The organism is Micromonospora sp. NPDC000089 (genome assembly GCF_042899365.1).
Classification (GTDB): domain Bacteria; phylum Actinomycetota; class Actinomycetes; order Mycobacteriales; family Micromonosporaceae; genus Micromonospora.
This window is the reverse complement of record NZ_JBIAZT010000005.1, coordinates 1-24,138: the sequence shown is the minus strand read 5'-3', so window position 1 is coordinate 24,138 and position 24,138 is coordinate 1. Positions and strand designations below refer to the sequence as shown.

At 69.5% G+C, this 24,138-nt stretch carries 19 protein-coding genes; 8 read left to right on the top strand and 11 right to left on the bottom strand.

Translation table 11 applies throughout. The features are described 5' to 3' along the window. The first annotated feature begins 143 nt into the window (after nt 1–143). The gene (locus tag ACFY3U_RS11670; protein ID WP_387198937.1) at nt 144–620 is read left to right on the top strand and encodes a DUF6326 family protein; all 477 of its coding nucleotides are present in this window, start codon (nt 144–146) and stop codon (nt 618–620) included. Nucleotides 621–683: 63 nt separating this feature from the next. On the opposite strand, the gene ACFY3U_RS11665 is transcribed toward ACFY3U_RS11670, so the two are convergent. Beyond that, a complete protein-coding gene (locus tag ACFY3U_RS11665) occupies nt 684–1,571 on the bottom strand; it encodes a LysR family transcriptional regulator (protein ID WP_387198934.1) in 888 nt (295 codons plus the stop codon). A gap of 84 nt (nt 1,572–1,655) precedes the next feature. Here ACFY3U_RS11665 and ACFY3U_RS11660 point away from each other — a divergent pair, with 84 nt between their 5' ends. Further along, nucleotides 1,656–2,969, top strand: coding sequence for an aspartate aminotransferase family protein (locus ACFY3U_RS11660; protein WP_387198931.1), 1,314 nt, complete (start codon nt 1,656–1,658; stop codon nt 2,967–2,969). A 158-nt stretch (nt 2,970–3,127) separates the two neighbouring features. Here the strand turns inward: ACFY3U_RS11660 and ACFY3U_RS11655 are convergent, their stop codons facing one another. Continuing rightward, nucleotides 3,128–3,505 (bottom strand): hypothetical protein, encoded by a 378-nt coding sequence (locus ACFY3U_RS11655; RefSeq protein WP_387198928.1) that lies wholly within the window; start codon nt 3,503–3,505, stop codon nt 3,128–3,130. A gap of 70 nt (nt 3,506–3,575) precedes the next feature. Here ACFY3U_RS11655 and ACFY3U_RS11650 point away from each other — a divergent pair, with 70 nt between their 5' ends. Then, the gene (locus ACFY3U_RS11650; RefSeq protein ID WP_387198925.1) at nt 3,576–3,944 is read left to right on the top strand and encodes a winged helix-turn-helix transcriptional regulator; all 369 of its coding nucleotides are present in this window, start codon (nt 3,576–3,578) and stop codon (nt 3,942–3,944) included. Nucleotides 3,945–3,951: 7 nt separating this feature from the next. Here the strand turns inward: ACFY3U_RS11650 and ACFY3U_RS11645 are convergent, their stop codons facing one another. After that, nucleotides 3,952–4,560, bottom strand: a complete 609-nt coding sequence (locus ACFY3U_RS11645; RefSeq protein ID WP_387198922.1) for a TetR/AcrR family transcriptional regulator — start codon at nt 4,558–4,560, stop codon at nt 3,952–3,954. 98 nt (nt 4,561–4,658) lie between these two features. Here ACFY3U_RS11645 and ACFY3U_RS11640 point away from each other — a divergent pair, with 98 nt between their 5' ends. Then, on the top strand, nt 4,659–5,309 hold the full coding sequence (locus ACFY3U_RS11640; RefSeq protein ID WP_387198919.1) for a hypothetical protein: 651 nt from the start codon (nt 4,659–4,661) through the stop codon (nt 5,307–5,309). A 21-nt stretch (nt 5,310–5,330) separates the two neighbouring features. Beyond that, on the top strand, nt 5,331–6,314 hold the full coding sequence (locus ACFY3U_RS11635; protein ID WP_387198916.1) for a CPBP family intramembrane glutamic endopeptidase: 984 nt from the start codon (nt 5,331–5,333) through the stop codon (nt 6,312–6,314). Between the two features lie 54 nt (nt 6,315–6,368). Here the strand turns inward: ACFY3U_RS11635 and ACFY3U_RS11630 are convergent, their stop codons facing one another. From ACFY3U_RS11630 to ACFY3U_RS11620, 3 genes are all read right to left on the bottom strand, one after another. Beyond that, nucleotides 6,369–14,978 carry a hypothetical protein gene (locus ACFY3U_RS11630; RefSeq protein WP_387198913.1) on the bottom strand — a complete coding sequence of 2,870 codons (8,610 nt, stop codon included), beginning with the start codon at nt 14,976–14,978 and terminating at the stop codon, nt 6,369–6,371. A gap of 25 nt (nt 14,979–15,003) precedes the next feature. Further along, nucleotides 15,004–17,175: a hypothetical protein gene (locus ACFY3U_RS11625; protein ID WP_387198910.1), complete on the bottom strand. Its 2,172-nt coding sequence runs from the start codon at nt 17,173–17,175 to the stop codon at nt 15,004–15,006. Nucleotides 17,176–17,635: 460 nt separating this feature from the next. Next, nucleotides 17,636–18,064, bottom strand: coding sequence for a hypothetical protein (locus ACFY3U_RS11620; protein ID WP_387198908.1), 429 nt, complete (start codon nt 18,062–18,064; stop codon nt 17,636–17,638). A gap of 480 nt (nt 18,065–18,544) precedes the next feature. On the opposite strand from ACFY3U_RS11620, the gene ACFY3U_RS11615 reads away from it, so the two are divergent. Together ACFY3U_RS11615 and ACFY3U_RS11610 are read left to right on the top strand one after the other, a co-directional pair. Then, complete coding sequence (locus tag ACFY3U_RS11615; protein WP_387198905.1) at nt 18,545–18,922, top strand: hypothetical protein; 378 nt, start codon at nt 18,545–18,547, stop codon at nt 18,920–18,922. Nucleotides 18,923–19,274: 352 nt separating this feature from the next. Next, nucleotides 19,275–19,916 carry a LuxR C-terminal-related transcriptional regulator gene (locus tag ACFY3U_RS11610; protein ID WP_387198902.1) on the top strand — a complete coding sequence of 214 codons (642 nt, stop codon included), beginning with the start codon at nt 19,275–19,277 and terminating at the stop codon, nt 19,914–19,916. Nucleotides 19,917–20,009: 93 nt separating this feature from the next. Here the strand turns inward: ACFY3U_RS11610 and ACFY3U_RS11605 are convergent, their stop codons facing one another. Continuing rightward, complete coding sequence (locus ACFY3U_RS11605; RefSeq protein ID WP_387198899.1) at nt 20,010–20,756, bottom strand: zf-HC2 domain-containing protein; 747 nt, start codon at nt 20,754–20,756, stop codon at nt 20,010–20,012. Nucleotides 20,757–21,163: 407 nt separating this feature from the next. Here ACFY3U_RS11605 and ACFY3U_RS11600 point away from each other — a divergent pair, with 407 nt between their 5' ends. Further along, nucleotides 21,164–21,730, top strand: coding sequence for a sigma-70 family RNA polymerase sigma factor (locus ACFY3U_RS11600; RefSeq protein ID WP_387199909.1), 567 nt, complete (start codon nt 21,164–21,166; stop codon nt 21,728–21,730). Between the two features lie 7 nt (nt 21,731–21,737). Here the strand turns inward: ACFY3U_RS11600 and ACFY3U_RS11595 are convergent, their stop codons facing one another. The 4 genes from ACFY3U_RS11595 to ACFY3U_RS11580 form a co-directional block, all read right to left on the bottom strand. Then, complete coding sequence (locus ACFY3U_RS11595; RefSeq protein WP_387198896.1) at nt 21,738–22,052, bottom strand: YbaB/EbfC family nucleoid-associated protein; 315 nt, start codon at nt 22,050–22,052, stop codon at nt 21,738–21,740. A gap of 123 nt (nt 22,053–22,175) precedes the next feature. Beyond that, nucleotides 22,176–22,487, bottom strand: a complete 312-nt coding sequence (locus tag ACFY3U_RS11590) for a WXG100 family type VII secretion target (RefSeq protein WP_387198893.1) — start codon at nt 22,485–22,487, stop codon at nt 22,176–22,178. Nucleotides 22,488–22,530: 43 nt separating this feature from the next. Beyond that, nucleotides 22,531–22,851 carry a WXG100 family type VII secretion target gene (locus ACFY3U_RS11585; RefSeq protein WP_387198890.1) on the bottom strand — a complete coding sequence of 107 codons (321 nt, stop codon included), beginning with the start codon at nt 22,849–22,851 and terminating at the stop codon, nt 22,531–22,533. A gap of 82 nt (nt 22,852–22,933) precedes the next feature. Further along, nucleotides 22,934–24,138: hypothetical protein (locus ACFY3U_RS11580; protein WP_387198887.1), on the bottom strand; the 1,205-nt coding region annotated here is incomplete at its 5' end.

Genomic DNA, 24,138 nt, shown 5'->3' with positions numbered 1-24,138 from the left:
ATCAGCCGAAAGTACGGCGGCTTTCCCGTGCCGGGGACCGGGACAGCGCGAGCCCGCGAGCGGATGTGGCACCCCGTCAGCGCTGCTCATAGTGAGGACATCGAGTGAGCCGACCTGGCTGACACCAGCACACGGGAGACGTGATGACCAGAACCGACAAACCAGCCGACGCGCTCCAGCAGTCGCCCGTCCCGGTCCGGGCGAAGCTCGCCGCGGCCTGGGCCAGCTTCATGTTCCTCTACATCTACGTCGACTACCTCGCCCTGTACAAGCCCGGCTTCATCGACGACATCAGGGCCGGCGTCGTGCACGAGTTCGACACCGGCCCCACCTTCGTCGCCCTGGCGCTCACGCTCATGGCCGTCCCGATCCTGATGATCCTGCTCTCCACGACCCTTCCCGCCCGGGTCAACCGCGCCGCCAACCTCGTCGTGGCGACGCTCTACATCCCCGTCTCGGTGTACAACGCCGACGGCGAGCCCTGGAGCTACGGCTACTTCTACGGCTTGTCCATCGGGCTCGAGCTGCTGCTCCTGGCCTTCATCCTGCGCGCCGCGTGGACCTGGCCGCGAACCGTTCGGGCCACTACCGGCGGTGAGCTCGCCCCGGCCCGGGTGTAACGCTCAGGGCAGGCCCGGCGTGCGGACCGAACCGCGACGACGCGGAGCGGGTGCGCCGGGCCGTCAGTCACCTGTTCTCAGGGCATCGAGCACGGCCGTCACCTCGGGGCGTGACGCGGCCGGTCGCCGGGCCCCGGCGGTGATGCGCCGGGTCAGCGGCGGATCAAGCGGTCGGGTCACCACCCGGTACCGCGGGTCCACCGCCAGCTTCGGCAGCATGGTGATCGAGCGGCCGTTCTCCACCTGCTGGAGCGCCAGCATGTAGTTGTTGAACCGACTGATCACCATGGGCTCGAAGCTGGCCTCCCGGCACAGCCGGGTGGCCAGCTCGGACATGTACGAGCCGGCGACGTCGAACGTCCAGCGCTGCTGCGCGCACGCCTCCAGCGCGACCGACTCGGCGCTGGTCAGCGGATGGTCCGGGGGCAGCACGAGCACGACCGGGTCGGTGGCGAGCGGCACCAGGTGGATCTCCGGGGAGAGCTCGGCGCCGGCGAAGTCGGTCGTCGTGATGATCAGATCGACGTCGCCGCGACGCAGCGCCGGCATGCTGTCGTGCGGCTCCAGCTCCAGCAGCACGACGCTGACGTCCGGGTGCCGCACCGCGAGACGGGCGAGCGCCGGTTCGACGAGGGCCTGCACGGCACTCTGGAACGCGGCCACGGTGACCGTGCCGGCCGGCTCGTCGGCGAGGCGGCGCAGCTCCGCCTCGGCCGCGTCCATGGCCGCGAGGATCTCCCGAGCCCGGCCGGCGAGCAGCATTCCGGCCGGGGTGAGGCGCACCCGCCGTCCGGCGCGTTCCAGCAGCGCGGTCCGGGTCTCCCGTTCCAGCGTGGTCAGCTGCTGCGACACCGCCGACGGGCTCAGGTTGCCGCGCTGCGCGACGGCCCGGACGGTGCCCAGGGTCGCCAGGTCGGCGAGCAGGCGCAGCCGCCACGGATTCAGCGTCATGCCCCGGACTGTACGGCTCTGCTTAACAGCGACAGCGGAGATCTGCGATGGACGTGCCTGTCCGGGACTGCCTAGCGTCGGTCCATGGCTGATTCGTTCTGGTCCGACGCCGACCGCCACCTGGTGCGATACATCGGCGCGGGCAGCTTCGTACGTGAGATCATCGACCGCGCCGAGGGCAGCTTCGTCTTCACCGCCGACGGCCGCCGCCTGCTCGACTTCACGTCGGGGCAGATGAGCGCGATCCTCGGCCATTCCCACCCGGCCGTCGTAGCCACGATCCAACGGCAGGCAGCCACTCTCGACCACCTGTTCAGCGGCATGCTGAGCCGGCCCGTGGTGGAGCTGGCCCGCCGCCTCGCCGGCTCGCTGCCCGCGCCGCTGGAGAAGGTCCTGCTGCTCACCACCGGCGCGGAGTCCAACGAGGCGGCGATTCGGATGGCGAAGCTGGTCACCGGCCGGCACGAGATCATCTCGTTCGCCCGGTCGTGGCACGGAATGACACAGGCCGCGGCGAGCGCCACCTACAGCTCGGGGCGCAAGGGGTACGGGCCCGCGGCGCCCGGCAACTTCGCGATCCCCACGCCGAACGCGTACCGGCCCGACTTCACCCTTCCCGGCGGCGAGCTGGACTGGCGGCGGCAGCTGGAGTTCTCGTTCGAGCTGTTCGACGCCCAGTCGGTGGGCAGCCTGGCGGCGTGCGTCGTCGAGCCGATCCTCAGCTCCGGCGGGGTGATCGACCTGCCGCCGGGATACCTCGCCGCACTGCGCGACAAGGTGCACGAGCGCGGCGGGTTGTTGATCCTCGACGAGGCGCAGACCGGTCTGTGCCGCACCGGCGAGTGGTACGCGTTCCAGCGTGACGGCGTCGTGCCGGACATCCTGACCCTGTCCAAGACGCTCGGCGCCGGCCTGCCGCTGGCTGCCGTGGTGACCAGCCCGGAGATCGAGCAGACGGCGCACGAGCGTGGTTTCCTCTTCTTCACCACGCACGTCTCGGACCCGCTGGTGGCCGCGGTCGGCAACACGGTCCTGGACGTGCTGGAGGCCGACCGGCTCGACGACCAGGCGACGCACCTGGGCGCGTACCTGCGCAAGGGTCTGCTGGAGATCGGCCGGCGACACCCGGTGGTCGGCGACGTGCGCGGCCGCGGGCTGCTGGTCGGGCTCGAGCTGGTCGGCGACCGGGAGTCGAAACGACCGGCCGACGCGCTGGGCGCCGCGGTGACCGGGCGTTGCCTGGAGCTGGGCCTGCACATGAACGTGGTGCAGCTGCCCGGCATGGGCGGCGTCTTGCGCATCGCGCCGGCGCTCACCTCCACCCACGCCGAGCTGGACCTGGGCCTGGAAATCCTCGACCGTGCGCTCGCCGATGTGGTGCCACGGTTCACACCCTGATGCGGGCGTGGTCCCGGTGGTTCGCCGGCTGCCCTGGCCGGAGCGAGGACCACCATCCCGCCGAGTGGGGCCAGCACCGGAGTCTGCCGCACGCCTCGCGCCGCAGACTCCATCGAGACTCTGCGGCGGGACCCTGGTGGTACGGATTCCGGTTCCGCTCACGCGCCGAGCACGCGATCGAGCAGGTCGGAATTCCACTGCACGTACTCGACCTCCGCTCCGCCGGCGTGCCGGGCGTACAGGAACCGACCGGTCTCGCTGACCGCTTCATCCGTGGTGACCACTCCCCCGTCGGTCACGATCAGGCGGCGGGCCTCGTCGAGGTCGGAGACCACCACGGTGGCTGAGGCGTGCGCGTACGGTGCCCGGGCCGTCGGGGATCCCGCGATGACCAGGAAGTCGCCGATGGCGGCCAGCTCCACCGACTCGAAGGCGAAGCGCAGATCGGGCTCCCGTCCGGTCAGCCGGCGCAGCAGCGGAAGGGTGGCATCGAGGTCGTCGGCCCAGAGCCGGGCGTACGTCTTGAGAATGGTCACGCCCAACGACGGTAGGCAGCTCCGCCGGATAGCGTAAGAACGCACCTCAAAGATCGGAAGGAACCTCAAGGTGACCCAGGAGGCCGACGCCACGGCGCGCGTGCACGACATCGCCCGTGAGGTGTTCACCACGCTCGGCGGTAAGTGGGTGCTGCCGGTGCTCGACGCGATCGGCGACCGGACGCTGCGCTTCACCGCGGTGCGGGCGGCCGTACCCGGCGTGAGCCACAAGGTTCTCACGCAGACACTCCGCGCCCTGGAGCGGGACGGCCTGGTTACCCGGCGGGTGCACGCCACCGTGCCACCGCAGGTGGACTACGCCCTGACCGAAGCCGGCCGGGCCGCGCACGGCACCGTGTACCAACTGTGTGACTGGAGTCGCCGGCATCTCGACACGGTCCTGGCCAGCCGGGACCGCTTCAATCGCGAGACGGGGTGACACCCCTCTAGGCGGTTGGGGCGTTGAGGACGCAGTCAGCGGCCAGGTAGAGGGTTTCGGTCTCGGATTTCAGGATCGAGTCCTCGGCGGGTAGGGCTCGATCGATGGAGAGTCCCTGCAGGACGGTGAGCAGGAATCTCACTTGGCGTGCGTGGTCCTCCCTGGGGAGCGCGCCTTCGTCAGTGAGAACCGTCAGCCAGTACTCGATCCGGCGCCACCCTTGCCGCTCCACGGCGCGATACGCCGCGCGTACGTCCTCGGTGGGTTCGGGGGCGATGAATGTCCGGTACGCCGCGCCCCACGCCGCACGCGCCTGCTCCCCTACGCCGGTGGGGGCGAGCACCTGCCGCAGACAGCTGACCAGTCGATCCCGGGCGGGTAGCGACCGGTCGTGGATCGGGTCCTCCGGGACCATGTGGTCGTAGATCCTGGCGAGCACGGCGTCCTGCAGCGCGCGCTGGGTCGGGAAGTGGAACCTGAGGGAGCCTGTGCTCACCCCGGCCCGCGCCGCGACCGCGCGCACGCTCAACCGGGTGGTCAGGTCCTCCGCGATCATCGCCGCCGCAGCGGCGAGGATCCGTTCCCGTGAGCCGCCGCTGCCGTCGTCCAGTGCCATCCGCCACCTCCTGGTACAGCGTACTAGCACACCATGCTAGCGTTGCCACTAGTACAGCGTGTTAGTGGAAAGCGGCGGTCGACGGCGAGGGAAGAAACGTGATCGAGGACTGGCGGCAACGGCGGGCAGCCAAACGCATCAGAAGCGGAGACGGGCGGGCGTTGACCCGCCTGCGCTGGTGGCAGCTGCCCTTCCGGGCACTGTTCTACCTGCCGCTACCCACCGGGAACGGTCGGCAGACGGTGTACGCCGTCGACATCCCACGCCGGACCGACTCGGGTGGCGGCAAGGCGAGAGCGCACCTGTATCTGGACGGCAGACACCACGCCGAGTCCAAGCTCCCGGCGGCCTTTCCCGTCGAGGGCGGCAGAATCGACGTGGCGATCAGTGCGTTCGGGCTCAAGCGCTGCCACTACGTCACCACGTCCGGCGCGGAGCACCGGCTCATTCCGGATCCGAGGTCCGCCGAAGGACGCCGCGCCCGCGTCGAACGCGAACACCCGACGCTGAGCCGCGCGATCAGCTTCCTGTCGGTGCTGGTCCTCCTCGTCGGTGTGGGCCTGAACCTGCTGCAACTCGCCGAACCGATCTCCCGGATCCCCCCGGTCGCCGAACGCGTCGGAACCTTCGAATCGCCCCTGCACCTACCGATCTGGCTCAACTTCGCCCTCGCCGTCGGGGCCATCCTGGCCAGCACCGAGCGGGCGCTCCGCGTGCGTCACAGCGTGCTCGACCAGGCCGGGAAGTAACCACATCCACCGGAGGAAACCATGACCACCATGAACAGACCGAACTCACTACTCACTCCGGCCGAGCCCCGCAACGGGCCGTCAGTCCCCACCGGCGTGGAGTACCACCGGGTACTCGCCGGCGACAAACGCCGGATCGGTCGCGGCGTTCTCGCCATCATCCTCCTGCTGGCAGGACTCGTCGTCTTCCCGACGGTCATCGGCAGAGCGCTTGCGCCGATCGACGTACGGAATGGCAACACCCCGCCGATCCTGGGCGGCACCGACTACACCCCGCTCTACCACGCCGGTTCGATGCTCGCCCTCGGCCTGCTCATTCCCTGGAGCATGCTCATCCAGCGGTGGCTCTACGGGGTGCCCGGTGCGTCCCTGCACTCCGTGACGTCGCGGTTCCGCTTCGACCTGCTCGGCAAGTCGCTGCTCGTCTTCGGTCCCGCCTGGCTGGTGGTCAACGCCCTCGGAGCCCTCACGCCCGTCGAGGAGTTCCCCTGGTCGCAGACCGACCTCATCGCCATCTTCCTCGCCACGATGCTCCTCACCCCACTCCAGTCAGCCGGCGAGGAATACGGCGTGCGTGGGCTGATCTTCCGCGTGATCGGAAGCTGGACCCGCAGCCCACGGGCGGGACTGATCGCCGGGGTGCTGGTCTCCAGCGCACTGTTTACGGCCATCCACGGTTCGACGGATCCGTACATCATCATCTGGTACTTCGTGCTCTGGACCGGACTGGCCATCATCACCTGGCGCACCGGCGGCCTCGAGATCCCCATCATGCTGCACGCCGTGCTCAACACGTTCAGCCTCATCCTGGCCGAGGTGATGCGGGTGAACCTCGGTACCGCACTGCAGGACCGCTCAGCCGGAGTGGGCACGCCGTACCAGCTCGTCCCCGCCTTCGCGGTCGTCGTCATCACCGCGATCATCTGGTGGCGTACCCGAAAGACGGGGCCGGCACTTACCCCGGGGCCAACCGGCCGCAGTGCGACGCCACGCCACACACGGTAGTGACGGGGCGAGGGCGGCCCCGGAGGTGGGGCCGCCCTCGTCGGCCGTCGCCGGTCAACACTTGAAGACCGCGATGATCAGGTTCTGCAGGTGAAGGCGTTCGCCGTGATCAGTGATGTTCTTCTGCCTGGCTTCGATCGCCTCGGCCCACTTCTTCCTCTGTCGGGCGTCGGTCAGGCCCGTGTGTTCGCTGATGAATTTTTCCGCGTCGTCCCACTGGCCTGCGCTGATCGCGTTCAGGGTTTTGAGGATGGCGGTGGTGAATCGGATCTCATTGAGTGCCGCCTTGTCGTTGATGCCCTTGCCGGTCGCCTCGACCAGGGATACCAGGGCCGTGGTGTTCTTCCCGGTCTCGTAGACGGGGTGCCCGGACAGTTCGAGCTTCCGCAACTCCTTCAGGAGCAGGCTCGGGCGATCTTCTTTGGGTGCCTCCACGAAACGGGGCACGATGTCGCTGCGCCCGAATTGCAGCAGTGATTTGATCAGGTGCGCCTCGGCACTGTCCGGCATCCGTTCGGCCATCTCGTCGGCGGCTCGCAGGTTCTCGTCGGTGTGGTACTCCGACGGCGCGTCCGCGATCTTGCGATGTTGGTCCCACAGGCCGGCGCTGGCCCACACGAGTGAGCCGAAGGACTCCAACACCCGGTTGACCTTCGGGGCCGCACCGCTCGCCTCCGCCGCCGAGCGCAGCAGGTCCGAGGTGATCTCCGGGGACTCGATCGCCGCGCCGGTACGGTTGCGAGCCGTCGCCCTCCAGGCGAATCCCAGCCCGGCGGGGACCTCGCTGACCAGCGTGGCGCCGTAGGTGTCCAGCACCGACAGCACGTCGAGCGACGGCCGGCCCGGCGTGACCACCAGGAGCCGGATTCCGGCCTGCGCGAACTGCTCCAGGCGCTGGTGGATGGCCGCACGGTCTCCCGCACCCAGCGCAGCGCCGCGCTTCGCCTCGTGGAAGTAGATCCTCACACCCGGCTTATCCTTCGCCCCCTTCGCCGCCTTGATGAGCGTCTCCGGCACCCCGGCCGTCGTCCCGGCGTTCGTCACCAGGTTCGGCGCGGGCCGGTTGAGCTGCCGCTCCAGCGCTGTCCGCAGCCACTCCGGCTCGGGCCCACCACCGATTCCTTCCAGAAGGCGCGGCAGCTCGCCGGTGAACCACTCGCGCACCGCCGGGTTGAGCCGCTCCCGAGGCGCGTCGACGGTGTCGTACATGGCCGCGTACGCCTCGGCGAACCACTCTCCGGGGTCGGAGAACTGATAGTTCGAGAGGCCGTGGCGGGTTCGTTCGGTCTCCAGGTAGCTGACCCAGCCGCCACTCGGGCTCACGTGGTACATGCGGTCGCCGAGGCGCAGGACGTCGCCGCCGGCGTCCCGCAGGGTCCAGGGTTGTGCCAGGCCGAGCCTGACGAAGTCGTCGATCCGTCGACGGGCTGCCGCAGGCAGGTCTGGGAACCGCTCGCGCAGGGCGTCGAGGAAGGACACGTCGTGGGTGCGGGCCGCCCGCCACAGCCAGCCGTCGAGATACTCCCGCAGGTTCGCGGCGTACGGGGCCTGCGCGACGCCGGCCGCCGCCACCAGGTCACGTGCGAGGTCCGGAACGGTGTTGGTGCGGTAGTTCGTCCGGGAATCGAGGACGTCGTTCGGCCGGACGCGGTAGCTGAACCATCCGGAGTACGGCCCGAAGCCGTACCTGCGGCCGTTCAGGGTGACCAGATCCGGTGTCAGCGCCTGCCTGATGAACTCACCGAGCTGGTGTGCCCGGGCCGGATCGAGGATCGGGAACCAGGTGCTGAGCGCCGCCATCCGGCGTTCGAGGCCCAGCGACCAGTCCAGGTCCCTGGAAAGGTCATCGTAGCGGGGGCTGTAGTGCGGGAGGTCCAGCATGTCGGCGAGCACGATGAGCAGGTCATCGTGTCCGTGGGCGGTGGGGTCGACGTTCAGCTGGGCCAGCATCGCGGTGGCGACGACCCGGAAGCCATCGCTGTTGCCGTGCCGCCGCCAGCCGCCGAACCGCTGCTCACCGGAGAATCGCTCCAGCCATCCGGCGCGCGCGTCCACAGCGTGCCCGGTCTCGTGCCGGACCGTCCACTCCACCAGGTTGCCGTGGGCCAGCACCGCCGAGACACCGGCCATCACCTCGCGACCATGCGGGTCGACACCGAGCGACCGGTCGCCGTCCGGGCTGACCCCGGGAAGGGAGGCCAGCACGGCAGCGTCCATCCTGCGGCGCTGCCAGGAAACGCCCCGGTCCAACCGGGAGTAGAGCGCTCCGGGCATCGGCACGCCGCCCACGGCCGGATACACGATGTCGATGAACTGGTCGGCCCGCGAGTACTCGCTGGCGCTGTTCTCCTGCGAGCCGTCGACCCGGCGCACCCCTGCGAGCTGAGGATTATCCCGGACGTGTGCGGAAGGAAGCGCGGCCAGGGTCCCCTCGACGCGGTCCAGTACGGAATGATCGAACGCCTTCGACCCCTCGGCGACGGAACCGATTCGCACCCCGAGATGGTCGGACAACCTGCTCTCGCGTGCCTTCGTCGCGCGCAGGACGGAAGCCGCTGCCGCGAGCCGGTCCGGGATGCCCAGTCGAAGGGGGAACGCGGTGATGTCGGGGCGGGTCACCGGTTCGGTTCGGAACAGCGCATCGGGGAGGATTTCCCGCAGGGACGGCAGTGGGTGGCTGCTCCCGGGTCGGGAGGTCTGTGCCACCAGGCCGATCCGGTGGTGAACCCGTTCGTAGGTGAGGACGAGGTCCTGCACGGTGGTCGGGCGGGCCAGATCGCCCGGTCGGACGAAGTGTTCCCACAGCTGGGTGGTGTCGTTCAGGAGGTCGGCCGGTGGGTTAAGCCGTTGCAGCCAGTCGTGCACAGGGGTGTCGTGGCGAGAGCCCAGGTTCCTCAGGCTGCTGAGGATCGTCTCACGTTCGTCCTCGGTGAGATCCGAGCGTAGTAGCCGCACCGGCGGTGCGTCCCTCGTCGAGAGCGGCGCGGCGACCGGGGCATCCACCGGGCCGGGCTCGACCACGCCGCGGTCGAGATGCTCTTCGGCGAGGTGCGTTCTCGGCCTGACGCGAAGGTGGTGCGCCCGGTCGCGGTCAGGCACCTCGCGGCCGTGGCGATCGAGCCACACCTTGACGTCGGGCGGCGCGGCAAGCAGACGTTCCTTGGTGACGGGGATGTCGACGGGCAGACCGACCTCGTCGGCCCGCCGCTGCGCGTCGAAGTCCCGCTCCCCCAGGTCCCGGTCAGCGGGGACGTACACCGCGCGCCGTAGTTCGTCCAGCGGCTGGTTGAGCAGGGCGACGCGAAGCAGACCGAGGTCTCCGGTGTCCGGCCTGTCGCGGAAGCGAACCTCGACGACTCCCGCGCGGGCCGCAGCTGATCTCGCGGTGTCCGGCGCGGCCTTGGGGCCGATCCACCAGCCGGAGGGCAGATCCTCCCTCCGGGTGGGGAAGAAGTACGCCGGGTCGGGCAACACGCGGCGACCAGCGGCGGCTCTTGTCGTCTGGACCGCGTCCGCGTATGCCCTGACGGCTTCCTCGGCGGTCGTGATGGGTGATCCGCCGGCCTGGCCGAGTCCCTCCAGCAGACGATGCCAGGCGCTCGTCGCCGCGGTCCTGACCTCCGACGGCGGTACGCGGGTGAGAAACGCGTCCACTCTCGACCGCAGTCGGTCCGCCTCCTGGCGGAATCGTTCGACGACGGCGCGATCGGGAAGTCCGGCCTTGACGATCGACACCTTGGCGAGCGCTTCGATGTCCCTCGGATTCGTCTTGAGCGCGCCCTTCGCCGCCTGCTTGGAAAGCCCGAAGTCCCAGGCCAGGCCGGTCTGTGCCTGCACCATGCGGGCGACATTACCGACCCAGATCTTGAATCTCTCCGGTTCCGTCGGGCGGACCTTCGGGCTCATCGATCGGCCGGACATGTCGTTGAAGACCAGGAGACCGGCTTCAGCGTTCCAGGTGACTTCGCCGCCGACCTGCAGCTCCTGGGACACGAACGCGCCGTCCTCGGCGAAGGCGCCACCGTCGGTGGGATGCCCCAGCCCGTCGTAGGCCGACTCGGGGCTCGTAAGGACGCGCCGCACTTCCGGCAACTCCAGGATCTGCCGCGCTCTGGCCGGTGACGGGACCGGCACGCCGTTGTCCCGGGCGAGCCCGGCGATGTCCAGCTGCTGCGAAAGCTGGGCGATCTGCGCGTCGTCGAGCGGAGCCGGTGTGGTGGGCCCGCCCAGCTCACCGACGCCGGCCAGGTTGACCGGCCGGGGTGCTCCGGTCAACTCGGCGGTGACCGCCCGACGTGCGGCCTCGGCCCGGAAGTCCCTCAGCTGTGCCCATTGCCGCTCGGAGACCACCTTGGAGACCGACTCGCTACCGAATCGGGGTAGCGCGTTTCCGGGAGTGACGATGAACTGCCAGGTGGCGCCCGACCGCAGAGTGAAGTGCTCGGCGGTCAGGTCGGCCAGCGACGTCCACAGCGGATTCATCCGCGTCGGCCTGCCGATCGTTCCGGGACTCACCACGTCCTCCTGGCCGGGCGGGAAGATCTCCACGTTCTTGATCTTCTCCGGCACGACGGGCGCCCCGAAGGCCGCGTGGTCGTCCACGGCGCGGCGCAGGAACCCGAACATCTCGGTCGAGGTGAGCACCGAGAGATCCGCCACGTGGACGTCCGCCCGCGGCCGGAACTCGTTCCAGCGAGCGGCTGCCCCGCGCGGGTCGCGGTCCAGACCGGCGAGCTGTTGGTCCAGCAGGTCGCCGAGCCGGCGGGCGATGTCGTGTCGGTACGACCGCTGCCATCCGACCTCACCGGGACGGGACTGATCACCGGCCATCGACCGCTGATACCGCCGCACCGACTCTCGCCACCTGTCCAACGCGTCCCGCAGGACATCCGGCGCCTGGGGAAGCCCGGCACTCGCCCGGTCCGCCGCGTCACGTAGCGCATCCCAACCGACCGGCAGATCGAGCCGCTGCGAGCGGGCGTTACCGGTTTCGACAGGATCGTCGGGCTGGGCCTGACCACCCAGCCACAGCGTCCGCAGCCCGTGGGCGGCGGGCAGCGAGAGCACGTCCGGGGTCACGCCGATCACCGTCGCGCCCGCCGCGCCGAGCCGGTCGAGCAAGGCATCCCGATCGGTGACGGCCCCGACCCGCAACGCGTCGGTGAACACCATCGCCTCCGGGTGGACCCGGCTGAGTCGCCCGTCCGGATCCGGGCCCATCAGCTGGATCTCCGCATCGGGATACTGCTGGCGGAGACCGCTGATGAGCTGATCGACCAGACCGTCGTCCAGGGCCGGCGCGCCGCCGTGGTCGACGGCGCCGTCCGCGGCCGTGGAGATGACGAACAGATGCGCCCCGGCGTCCGGGTCCACCGAGCCCAGCAGCGCGTCGACCGTGCGACCAGGCGCATCGTTCTGCGGAGTTGCCCCGACCCCGGTGGCGTCCGCCGGATCGGCGAGATCATGACCGCTGTCGACGGCCAGCCGGCGGTCGGATCCCCGCCAGGACGGCGCGGCCTCAGGACGCTCATAGATCCTGTCGCCGAGCTCGATGCCTTCCGCGGTTTCCCTGGACGGCCTGAACCGGGGCCTCGGCGCCTGGGCAACCTGTGCCGTTCCGGCGGTGGCGGGTCCGTCGCGATCCGGCTGGAAGGCCGCGGCGGGCACCGCCGCGATGTGATCGAGGTTTCGCGGTTTCAGCTCCGGGCGGTCCGCCGGATCGGTGGTCCGCATGATCGAGTTGTCGTGGGCGGCGTCGTGTCGCCGCAACACCCACCTCAGCGAAACACCGTCGTGGTCCACGAAACTGTTCGCGCCCGTCAGGGAATACTCGTCGAACAGTCCCAGGAAGTGCGCGACCTCGTGGACGATGTCGAGGTCCGAGGTCTCCGGCGACCAGACGACCTGCGTCGTGCCCCGGGCGTCACCGACCAACGCGATCTGCCGGTGCGCGTCGGCGGCGGTCGCGGCGAACCGCAGCGTGACGTTGAACTGGTCATCGTCCGGACCGATCCGGTACTTCTGGTTGTAGAAGTCGTCGACGGCCTGCTCGATGCGGCGCAGCCGGTCCGGCGGAAACGCTGCCGCCGCCTCGAGGTTGCTCGGCCGCGGATGCAGTCGCAACACGAAGTCCTGGACGCGTCCGCCGTCGGCGGTCACCAGCGTCCGATGGTCGTAGGCCATGTCACGCAGCCGGGCCTTGAGATTCGGCTTCACCGGAACGAAGGCCGCCAGCTCCAGACCCGCCCGGCGGTAGGAGTCGGCCACGGTCCACGGGATCACCGGCTCCGGCGGACGCATCCGCTCCGCCACGTCAATGACCGTCGTCGCCTTGAGAACCCGCGGCGACACCTGCTCGCGAAGCCCGTCGATGTCCTGCCGGGACACCCGCGGCGTCTCCCGTGCCCCGGACCGTCCATCGGTACGGGGGGCCTTGCCCTCGCCGGAGGCGGGCGCGCGACCGTAGTCGTCGAAGTCGAACAGGTCCTCGTCGGCGAGGTAGGAACCGCCGTGGCGACCGCGACGTGAGGGAGGGGAGGTACGCGCCGACCGGTGCCGCCGGCCGGACGACGGTCGGTCCTGAGATGAGGGCACCCGTTGCGGTGCCGGGGCCACGTCGGATGCGGACTGCCGACTGGACGAACCGTACCTGGACGGGGCGTAGGACACCGGGTAGCCGACCGGCGCGGCAGGTGTGCTCGGGGCGTACCGGGCGAGCGGCGCGGCGGCCCTCACCTGCGCCGGCCTCGGAACCTCCTCCAAGAAAAGGTAGTCCGCGACGTAGATGCCGAAGAGACGGAACATGTCTCCCCGGACCCGTTGCAGCACGTCAGCCTGCGTCAACGGCGCCTCCCCCTGCGCGGACCGCTGATAATTGACGAAATCCGTCATACCCCGCGCCGTGGGCGGACTGACTGGAAACGTGAAACTGTACGATGCCGCGACGTCCTCCGCCGAGAAGTCGCGCACCGGTGCGATGGCACCCCCGTACATGCGCGCGCCACCCGAACGGTAGTTCACGTCCCGGACGGAATCCCGGCCCGTGGTCAGCACCCCGACCGGCGCCGAGGCTCGGGCATCCTGCATCACGTAGGTCGTCGTCTGTGGAACCGACCCCGTCAACGTGTAGACATAGGTGCGGTCGGACCCACCCGTCGGCAGGCCCACCCCGGTGCCCCGACCCGGATGGAGGCCCTGCTGGGCAATCGCGGGATAATTCGATCTGGTGGTCGTGTGCATCTGCACCTGCACGCCATTCGGCAGCCGCGGCGACTCTTCGAAATGTCGCCCCAACCGCGGCAGGTTCACCGGCGACGGCGTCCCGAACGGGGTGAACACCTCCCTCGACCCCTGCCCCGACCTCGCCGCGATCGTCATCGGCACCGCCCCACGGACAGCCGGAGCCGCCGCCCGCCGCGCCTCGATATCGGTTCGTTCGACCCCTATCAGACCATCGAGAGCGTCAGCGAGACCACGCAGCCGGCTGATCCGGGGCCAATTGGCCGTCCGATAATTCGTTAAGTTCGTTGCCGACCAACGATGGTGCTCACGCCAGTTACGCAACGAACCGGCGATCACATTCAGCTGCATCTCCCGGTCACCGACCTTCGACGCAGGGATACTCCCATAGGCCCGCACCGCGTTCTTCACCGGTAGCCACCGAGACTCCGGCCTCAGCTTCTCCCCCACCACCTCTTTCACCACATCCAAATCGCCCCACGCAACCGGCTCCACCCCCACCGCCACCTGCCCCGGCTGAGGCGCACCCACGTAATCCGCATCCTCCGCCACGAAGGCGGGGTCCAGCTCCTGGATGGTGGCGTTCGCCGCGACCTCGGCCGGCATCGGCGGCAAGGACACCTCGATCGAGAAGGCGGCGCGGGGCAGGGTCACCGCCGTCGGGGTCCCACCGGCGAACGTGAGCACGCCGAGTCCGTCCGGGTCCCGAAGGATGTGGAACGTCTCGGACTGGGCGCCCTCGGTGCGCCGGACGTCGACGACCGCGCGCTGGCCCGGCGTCAACAGGTCCAGCTGCCTGATCAGTTCGGCCGGGCCGGTCACGGTGACGGTGCCGCCGCCCGTCGGCCGGACGTCGACGAGATCGCCGTGCCGGGCGGCCACGAGCGCCGAGGGCAGACCGATCGCCATCGTGTCGCCCGACAGCCGGACCTGGCCGTGCATCGCGGGCAGACGCGGGGCTGCGGAGGTGGTCGTGAGCAGAGGCGAGCTGTCGAGGAGGTGGCGCTCGGGCAGCACCCGAACGCCGGTCGCCGCTCCGGCCGTGGTGACCCGGCCGGCATCGTCCATGGGCAGGATCCGGTCGTCGCCGGGCACGAGCAGGTCCGCTCGGCCGGGCAGGTCGACAGGCAGGCCGTGCGCCCTGCCTCGGTCGTCGACCTCGCCGCGGGTGATGCTCCGCGTCCGCTCGGGCGACAGGATCTCGACCATGCGCGAGATCGTCGCCGGGTGCTGCCGCAGCAGCGCCTCGGTCACCCGCGACGCGCCCAACGTGCCGCTGCCCAGGTGGATGTGGACCACGCCCTCAGGGGCCCGCGAGTCGCGGACGTGCCTGGGGACGGGGCCCCCGTCGAGCGTCACCGCGAGCCCGGAGGGGACCGGCACGAGGCCTTCGAGGCAGAGCGCCAAATTGACCGTGGAAGCCATCACAGGGCCTTTCTCCGCAACGGGTTCAACAGCTCGCGATGCGCTCGAGGAGCAGATTGAGCGGCTCCCGCTCGGCGGTGAAGCGCGGCAGGACCGTGTACTCGTAGATGTAGTTCCACGCGGTACGGTCCGCGCCGGGAAGGCAGTCGATCGCCGTACCGATCTTCTTCAGGAAGTCGACGTCGTACGCCGAGCGGGCGGCCAGGCCGCTGCTGTGCTCCGAGAAGATGATGTTGATGAGCGCCTGGGCCAACGTCGCGTTGCTACGGAAGACCTCCTTGGCGTTCGGTGTGCGTCCGGCGCGCTCCTTGAAGAGTTCGCCCCGGGCCGCCATCACGGCGAGGATCTCGACGACGCGTAGCCCGGTGACCTGCTTGTCGACCAGCGCCTGCATGAGCTCGCGCATCCACAGCAGACCCGTGGTGTACGGCGGCGGTGCCGGATCCAGGTGGGTCAGCGGCCGGGCGGCGAGGTAGCCCAGCAGCAGGTTCTCGTCGGACTGCGCGGTGTGCCGCGGGATCTCGTCGATCAGCAGCTGGGTGCTCGGCGCGTACGACCTGGCCCCCGGCCCGTCAGCGGCGCGGGCCGCGACGTCGAGGATGCTGCGGAAGGCCGGCAGCGTCCGGTCCGGTTGGAAGAACGGACTGTCCTTGATCTGCGTGCCGTCGGCGGCGAGCGCCTCGCCCTGGCCGGCGATCAGGTCGGCCCGCTCGCCGAGCGCCGTTACGACCTCCGGGGCCTGCAAAGCCGCGGCGTTCTCCTGGAAGTACGTGTCGGCGGCCGCCCAGGTCGGCGATCGTAACCACTTCCCCAGCACCGCCGGCAGCGGGTTCGCGGCGGGGGCGGGCGCGACCCGGACCAACGAGTCGACGGTCAACTGCTTGAAGGGCTCGGCCAGGCCGGTGCCGGACTGCGCGAGCCAGCCAGGCGTGTCGTCCAGGCCGGTGAATTCGGGTACGACCGTAGCGCCGCTGAACTGCTCGCGCACCAGCCATTCCAGCTGGTCGTTGCGTTCGGTCGCCACGACCAGGGGGCGACCGGGTTGTGCGCGCAGCGCCTGGGCCAGCTCGACGGAGAGGACAGGATCGAGTGTGGACGTCCCGGCGACAAGCGGACCCCGGCGTACGTCCACCACGACGACGGGCACGCCGGCGGCTTCGGCGACGTCGAGGATCAGCTGCCGCAGAGCGGCGGTACGGCCGGCTTCCGACCACTGGCCGACCCTCGTGACTTCGGCGGACTCGTCCGATTGAACGGGATCCGCGACCGGTGCGTAGGGCCGGCCGTGGGCGTCCAGCAGCAGCGATGTGCTGCGCTGCTGCTCGGCGATCGCGGCACGCTCGTCGACCGCGCCGTCGAGCTCGGCGGCCCGCGTCCGCTCGCCCGACGCCAGGGGGTCGGCCCATCGCAGACCCACCTCCGGGTCCCGCAGCAGCCAGAACGTGCGTGGCTCCGCGGAGCCCGTCGCCCAGCCGCGCACCAGTGCGGCGGACGCGTTCCCGGAGGTCAGCTCGGTGCCGAGGACGTCGATCCCGACGTGGGTGAGGGTGCCGTCGAGCGCCTCCTCTACCAGCCGCAGGGACAGCGGCACCGGGCTGTCGCGCAGCGTCCCGAGGTCACCCGCCGGCAGGCGGCCGAACAGGGCATGGGGGACGCCGAGCAGCAGCGAGAGGTCGGTGACGGGCTGATCGGGAACGGGCTCGGGCGCGAACTTCAACCACTCCCCGAGGTCCTTGGTCGGGAGCGCCCGCAGATGGTCACGGTTGGCGAGCTGGGCGGCGGGGAGCAGACGGTAGGCGTCGGGCCTGCGCTCCGACCCGCCCGAGGCCCGGTCCGGCACCGCGACGACCCGCGGGTCATGCTGACTGGTCGGGACCGTGACGGGCACCCCGCCCAGTGACAGCTGTGCGGCCTTGAGCGTCCCGAGGCCCTCGACGAGTCGCATCGTCGCGGGATCGACCAGGTTGACGACCAGGTCCAGGCCCTGTTCGGTCAGGCTACGCAGATGGTCGCGCAGGCCCTCGGACGCGGCGTCCGGGGTGAGCACGAAAACAGCCACGTCGGCAGGGACGTTCGTCGTCTCGATCAGAATCGACAACCGCTCGTCGAGCGGCTCGGCCGCCGAACCGGTCCGGAACTCCACCTTGCCCGCTCCGGCGAGGCTCAGGAATTCAAGACAATTCTCGAGCAGACCCATCCATTCCCCTCCGACCCACACCTCCGGCGTCAGTCGCCGAATGTCTACAGTGCCTCCGCGACGTGACTCATGCGCTCGTCGGTCAGCTGTACGGGTGCGCTCCGGCGTTGTTCAGGGCCTTCAGCACCAGGGTCGTCGCCGTGTAGATGAGCGGAATAGGGCTGTCTCACCAACGGTGTTTCCGGCGATCCTGGTCAGTAGCCTCGAGTAGCCCGCGGCCACGACGCGCAGGTTGAAGATTAAGCCAGGACAAGACAATGGTGCCTGTCCCCAGAACGGGGACCTTCATCTCTCTCGCCCGGCGGTGTGATGATCCGCCCATGGCAACCGATGGGACCGGGGCCGGGAGTTGAGGGCTGCCCACCGTTACTAGACCGCGTCCTGCCACCTCGGCCGAACGAAGACCAGTCGATGGTGTCCTCGTCCCACAGCCCGGCCGGGAAGCAGCACGCGGCCCGGCTCATCGACCGGGAGTGGGCGTCGTACCCGCGTCGCGGGCCAGGAACACCGTGACGACGGCCCGGGGGCCGTGGGTGACGGCGATGTGGGAAAGATCGGCGATGCCGACCGGCAGTTCACCGGCGACCTCCTGCACGCCGGTCCGGCCGGTCCAGTTGACCAGCGGCCACTGCCGGCCGTCGAAGGTGTAACCGTAGAGCCGGTAGCCGGTGCCCTCGTCCAGTCCGCTCAGTGTGGCCTGCACCGTGACCCTGTCGCGTCCCTCGGTGAGCAGGACCGACAGGTTCGCGCCGGAGTTCCGGTCCGTCGCGGAGGCGACGGCGGTAGGGACGGTGACCGGCTGCCCTTGCAGGGTCGGCGGATCGAGCAGGGCCCGCGCGGAGATCCCGGCCACCGTGAGGGTGAGCAGGAGCAGGGCGCTCAGGCCCACGAGGGTAGCGGAACGCCCGGAGAAGAAGCGCTTCCCCCGTGGGGGCTCGACACGCTGGCCGCCGCCCGAATGTGGGATGTCCGCCGGACGGTCGACGCCGGGTCGGGTGGGGTGCGCAACGGGCCGTCGAGCCGCCGGCTCCTGCACCGGTACGGCCGGCAGCGCGGCCCGCTCCTGGATGGGCGGGTGCTTTGGGACCGGTGCGACCGGCGCGGGTGCCACCCGCTCCCGCGGAGGCTCCAGGACCGGTGCGACCGGCGGGGGCGCCACCCTCTGCCGCGGGGGCTTCCTCCGCCCGAGGTCGGGTCCAGCGGCGGCAGGCGCCTCCCGGGCTGCCGCCGCTGGACCCGTGCGGCCGCGCCGATGCCGGAACCGGCGTATGTCGGTCTCCGGTGTGTCTTGTCCCGCCGGGCCTGCCAACTCCTGCGGCGCGAACCGCGCCGGAAAGGCCGGCGGCACCGCAGTCCCGAGCGCTCCGTAGTGGTTGAGCAGGTCATCCCCGTCGTCGCTGAGCAGGGCCAGCGCGGCGAGCGTCTCGCACACCTCGGTCGCCGCCGCCCGGCACAGCTGGCACGACTGGAGATGGTCGCCGACCTGCTCCCTACTACGCCGGTCGAGCGCGTCGAGGTGATAGAGGGCCAGCAGGTCCACCACATGGGCGCCCGTAGCAACGACGTCTTCCACCCGCATCAGACCCTCAGTTTACCGACTTTTCGACGATCATCGCTCAAGGTACGCCCTGCCGGCACCGTTCACGTGGGCGGCAACACGCCCCAGAGCACTGCTGTTGACGTGATCCTGCAGGTCGAACAGGCGGCGTTCCCCGATCCCACCGAGTCGCACCGTCACGTCGCGTAGCGCCACCGGCACCGCGTCCTCGAGCTCTTCCCCGCCGGCCCCCGCACCCCTCATTCCTTCGCGTGCGTCCCCACGGGTCAGCCTGCCACCGGGCGCTCAAGACGCTGTAGTCCTACAGAAGGGGCTCGCGACCATGTCCCCCGCATGCTGCGCCGACGCACCACCTCCGGGCCGCCCGAGGGCTCGCTACCCAGGTCACCCTCGCAGGTGCCGGGCGCGACCCCCTCTTCGAGGGGGTAGGTCCTCGACGGAAATCGTAGATTTCCGCGAAACCGTGAACGGGGGACGGCCGCACGCCGTTTGATGGCTGCCCTCACCTTGCCGGGGTGGTAGCAGAAGCCTGGAGGAGCACGTGTTCACAGTTGCGATCGTCGCGGAGCATCCGATCTCCCGCGCGGGCATGGAGAAGTTGGCGTCCGACGACGCCAGCATGCGGGTGGCGGCCGCTGTCGGGTCGGTGGCGGAACTCGACCCGACAGCCGACTCGTACGACGTGGTGGTGTTGGATCTTCCGCAGATCGACGTGGCGACGGTGGCGCAGATCGCGAAGGTGGCCGCTGTGGGGCGGCCGCTGGTCAGCTCGGCGTGGACCGGCTCGGCGACGTTGCTGGCCACGATCCGGGCCGGCGCGCGCGGCTGTATCAGCCGGTTCGCGGAGCAGGCCGACGTGCGTGAGGCGATGCGGGTGATCGTGCAGGGCGGCTTCTACGTGTGCCCGAAGATGGTCGGTCGGTTCCAACTGGAGTTGACCAACGCCGAAGACGAGGACACCGCCAGCCTGGCGCCGCGGGAGATCGAGACGCTGCGCCTGATCGCGTCGGGGTTCACCCACTCGCAGATCGCGACCCGGATGGGCCTGTCGCAGGCGACCGTGAACACGTACGCGAAGCGGATCCGGGCGAAGCTCAACGTCAACAACAAGGCTGACCTGACCCGCGTGGCGATCGAGCTTGGTCACTACTCGAAGGGCTGGCGGTCCGCCTCGGCCGCCTGACGAGCTGAAGGGATCGCCGGCTCAGCGCAGTGCGCGGCGCCCCACGCCCGCAGGGACAGCCGGCTGGGCCGGCGCCTCGGACGTGGGCCAGCGCTATCTGCGCGGTGTGCCGGCCGTGCTCGTCAGGTGCACCGAGACGACCGTGCCGGAAGGATCGCGCGAGACGGTGAAGTAGGACAGGTCGCCAACGGGCACCCCCGCGAGGCCGCCGGTGACGTCCTGCACACCTCGCTGCCCGAGCCATTGCACGACGCGGTGGGTCGTGCCACTGGCCGTCACCGCGTAGAGGACGTACTTGTCACCTTCCTTGAGGCCGGCGACGGTGGCGCGCACCCGCGTGCCGCCGTCGTCCAGCCCGGTCAGGAAGACCGAGACGGTGGCGCCCGACCTGTCGTCCTTCGCGGTGGCGTTCACGGTCACTGTGGTGACCGAGGCGTCCGGCGTGCCAGGCCCGCGCACGAGCGCGCTGAGCCCGAGGCCGGCGACGACCAGGGCGATGGCCAGCAGGGAACCCAGGCGTACGAGACGGGTGCGCTTGCCGCGCGTACGGGATCGGACCGGCCCGGTCTTATCGGTCCGTCCGGGGGGACGGCTACTGAGGACAGGCGCCGGATGGCTGTCTCGCGTGGGAGGCTCGGTGATGACTCCGAGCTTCGCGGCCAGATCAGCCAGCTCCAGGAGGGCGATGGCGTCGACGACGGCGTCCGCCTGCGTCCGGCAGGAGTCGCATTCCCGCAGGTGCCGATGGATGGCGTCGCTCTCTGCCGGGCTGAGCTCACCGAGGAAGTGCGACCCGAGGGTCGCCTCCTCGACGTGTGTGTCGCCGATGTGGTCGGTCATCACTGGTCCCATGACTACTTGATGAGCATCCAACGCTGGTCGCGGGCGCGGTCCTGCCTGTCGTACTGCTCGACACGGTAGCCGTTCCAGCCACCGTCGGCGATCGGCGGACCCTGGTCGTCGCCGAGCAGTCCATGGCCTTGCCAGAGATTCGGCTCTTGAGGCGCGATGGTGCGGCTTGAGGTGGTCCAGTCTCAACCGGACCACGGTGGTCCCGTTTGACCGCGCACCGACCGCATCGCCATCAATGGGCAGCTCCGGGTGCCCCGGAGACCCGCCGCCCCCCGTCGAATGTCCTGGGTAGACAATTGATGATCCCGGGTGTAAGTCTTTGCCGCGTGCGACCCTCCCCAGACGTCAGCGGTGCCCGTGACACGGCGGCTGACCCGCAGCCCCCTGCGGATGGCCTGAGTCCGAGCAGGGACCGTCCCGAAGACGTCGCCGCCCTACGGCATCTGCAGCAGGTCCACGCGCCCGTGCTGCTGAGCTTCCTGACCCGACTGACGAGGGGTGACGTTCACCGCGCCGAGGACATCGTGCAGGAGACGCTGGTGCGGGCGTGGCGCAATCCAGAGGCCCGCAACGCCGAGGGACACTGGAACCGGGCCTGGCTGTTCACCGTTGCCAAACGCATCCTGATCGATCAGGTGCGCTCCGCCGACGTCCGGCCGGCCGAGCTGCCGGTCGATTACATCGATGATCACGCGCAGCCGGACGACGCCATCGAGCGCCTCCTCGACGCACGTGAGGTCCGGGCCGCGCTCGATTCCCTGCCCGAGCGGCTGCGTATCACGCTGGTCGAGATCTTCTTCCGCGAACGGTCGGTATCCGAGGCCGCCGACGCTCTCGACGTGCCGGCCGGCACCGTCAAGTCACGCACCTTCTATGCCCTGCGGGCCATGCGAGAGGCGCTCGTCAGCCGCGGCTTCGACTTCGGGCCCACCGGCCAGCGTGAACGATCTGACGACGCGTAAGCGGGCCTCAGCCACGGTACGCTGACAGCGCCTCGGTAACCTGGCTCATCCGCTCCTCGGTCATCCGGCGCAGCTGCGCGCCGGCGTCCTTCAGCGCCTCCAGCACCAGGTCCTCAATCTCCTCATGGCGGGCGCGTCGGAGCAGCTCCGGGTCGAGCCGGAAGTTCCGGAACTCGGCGTCAGCGGTCATCGTCACGGTCACCGCGCCGTCGTAGGAACTGCCGACGACCTCGCTGGCGATCAGACGGTCCCGCATGTCCGTCATCTGGTCCGAGACCAGCCGCACCTGCTCGAGCATCTGGTCCAGGTCGTTCGACTCCATCGCGCACTCCTCCCACAGATGTCCCGCAACGCTCCCACGGCTCACGGGATCGGCCGCCACGTCCCCGAAGAGGGACGTGGCGGAGCCGCCGCCGCGATCCGGCGGCGGCTTGTCACGGGTCTGTCAGACCTTCCAGGTACGCACGTTCGCCCACTCGCTGTCGGCGTAGTTGTTCCACGACACGTTCATCGCCGAGGCGATCCGGCCGAGAACGCCGGTCGGGCCGAAGAGGCCGTCCGCGGCGATGTTCCACTCGTTCTGCAGGCCCTGGTAGTAGGACTGCGCGGGCCCTTCCCAGGTGTCCTGCAGCGGTGCCAGCTTGGCGATCAGGGCATCCAGCTGACCGACGATCTCGGCCGCCTTCGTGTTGAGCTGCTGGCCGGCGAGCTCGAGCTCCGCGGGTACGCGCAGATTACTGGTGGTGGGGTCTGCCATGGTTCACTCCTGATCCTGACGATGGAAGCGGGTGCCACGACCGCTAGAGGCGGGCGCCGGGAATGTCACCGTTGACGGCGACCAGGCTGGAGACGTTCGCCTGCTCCGCGTCGACGTAGTTCACGAAGTTGCCGCGCAGACCGGACGCGATGTCGGTGAGCGCGTCGTGCAGCATCTTGCCGAACACATCGAAGTCATGCATCAGGATGTTGAACTGGTCGGACGCCACCCCGTGCCAGATCCCCTGAAGGTTGACGACGTAGGAGCGCAGCGCCGCCAATTCACCGTCGATGTCCGTCGCGGTGGTGTCACAGCTCGCCGCCGCATCGGAGATCATCTCCGGTGTTACGAGAATATGGTCCATGCCGTTCCTTCCTCGATTCCTGCACATCAGGCTCCCCGCGCTCCGCGTTCGCCGCGAGAGACCTCTTTGGGGGACAACAGCGCTATTTGGCGATCGTCAGGTTCTTGAGGTTCGTGCCCTCAGCGCCCACATAGGTGTCGTAGGACTTCTGCATGGCGAGGATCGCGTCGTCCAGTAGAGCCCTGGTGTCGGTGGTCAGCTTGACCATGTCCTTGCTGAGCTCCTGGTATTTGGTCCCGGACGGGCTCATCCAGGCGCCCCCGACCACGTTCTCGAACCACGACTTCAGCTTGTCCAGCTCCCCCTCGATCAGGTCCCGCTCGCCCTCGATCTTCTTGATCGCGGCGCCGAGCTTCGGGATCTCGACGGCGTATTCCGCCTTCTCGCCGTTGACGATCTGGTAGATCGGGTTGCCGTCGGAGTCGGTAACCATCACATTGCCGCCGCCGAACGTCGACTCGACCAGCCCGTCCGCCGTGTATCTGATGTCGACGGTCTTGCCGTCGCGGTCATAGCCGTGCGTCGGGCGGCCCTCGCTGTCGAACTCGTCGTACGTCCACCCGTTCGTCTGCATGGTCAGCAGTTCGCCGTTGGCGTCACGGGTGACGATGCTGCCGTCGCTGTAGGTCCAGACGCTGCTGCCGTCCTTCGCGTAGACCACCTTCACCGTTTTGCCGGTGCCGGCCTCAGTGCCCGCGGTCGGCCGATCCTGGTCGTCGAACGTTTCGAATGTCCAACCATCTGACTGCATCGACGTCAGCTTGTCCGCACCGTCGCGCTTGATGACCGTGCCGTCACCGTACGTCCATGTGTTCGAACCGTCCGGACCGTAGGTTATCGACACATCCTGCGCCGGCTGGCCGTCCCGGGCCGGGAGCACGCCATGCGTCGGCCGGTTGTCGCCGTCGAACTGGTCGAACACCGTCCCGTCGGGGGTGGTCTGCCGGACCGCGTTCCCGTCGGCGTTGCGCACCAGGGCGGAGCCGTCGCTGTAGGTCCAGGTGCTCTCACCGTTGCCGCCGTAGCTGATCGACACCGGCTGACCATCGACCAGCCCGTGGACCGGCCGGTTGTCACCGTCGAACCGGTCGAACACCGTCCCATCCGCGGTGGTCTGCCGCACCAGATCGCCATCGGCGTTCCGCACGAGGCCAGACCCGTCACCAAAGGTCCAGGTGCTCTCACCGTCGGTGCCGTAACTGATCGACACCAACTGACCATCAACGATCCCGTGAATGGGCCGGTTGTCGCCGTCGAACCGGTCGAACACCGTCCCATCCGACGTGG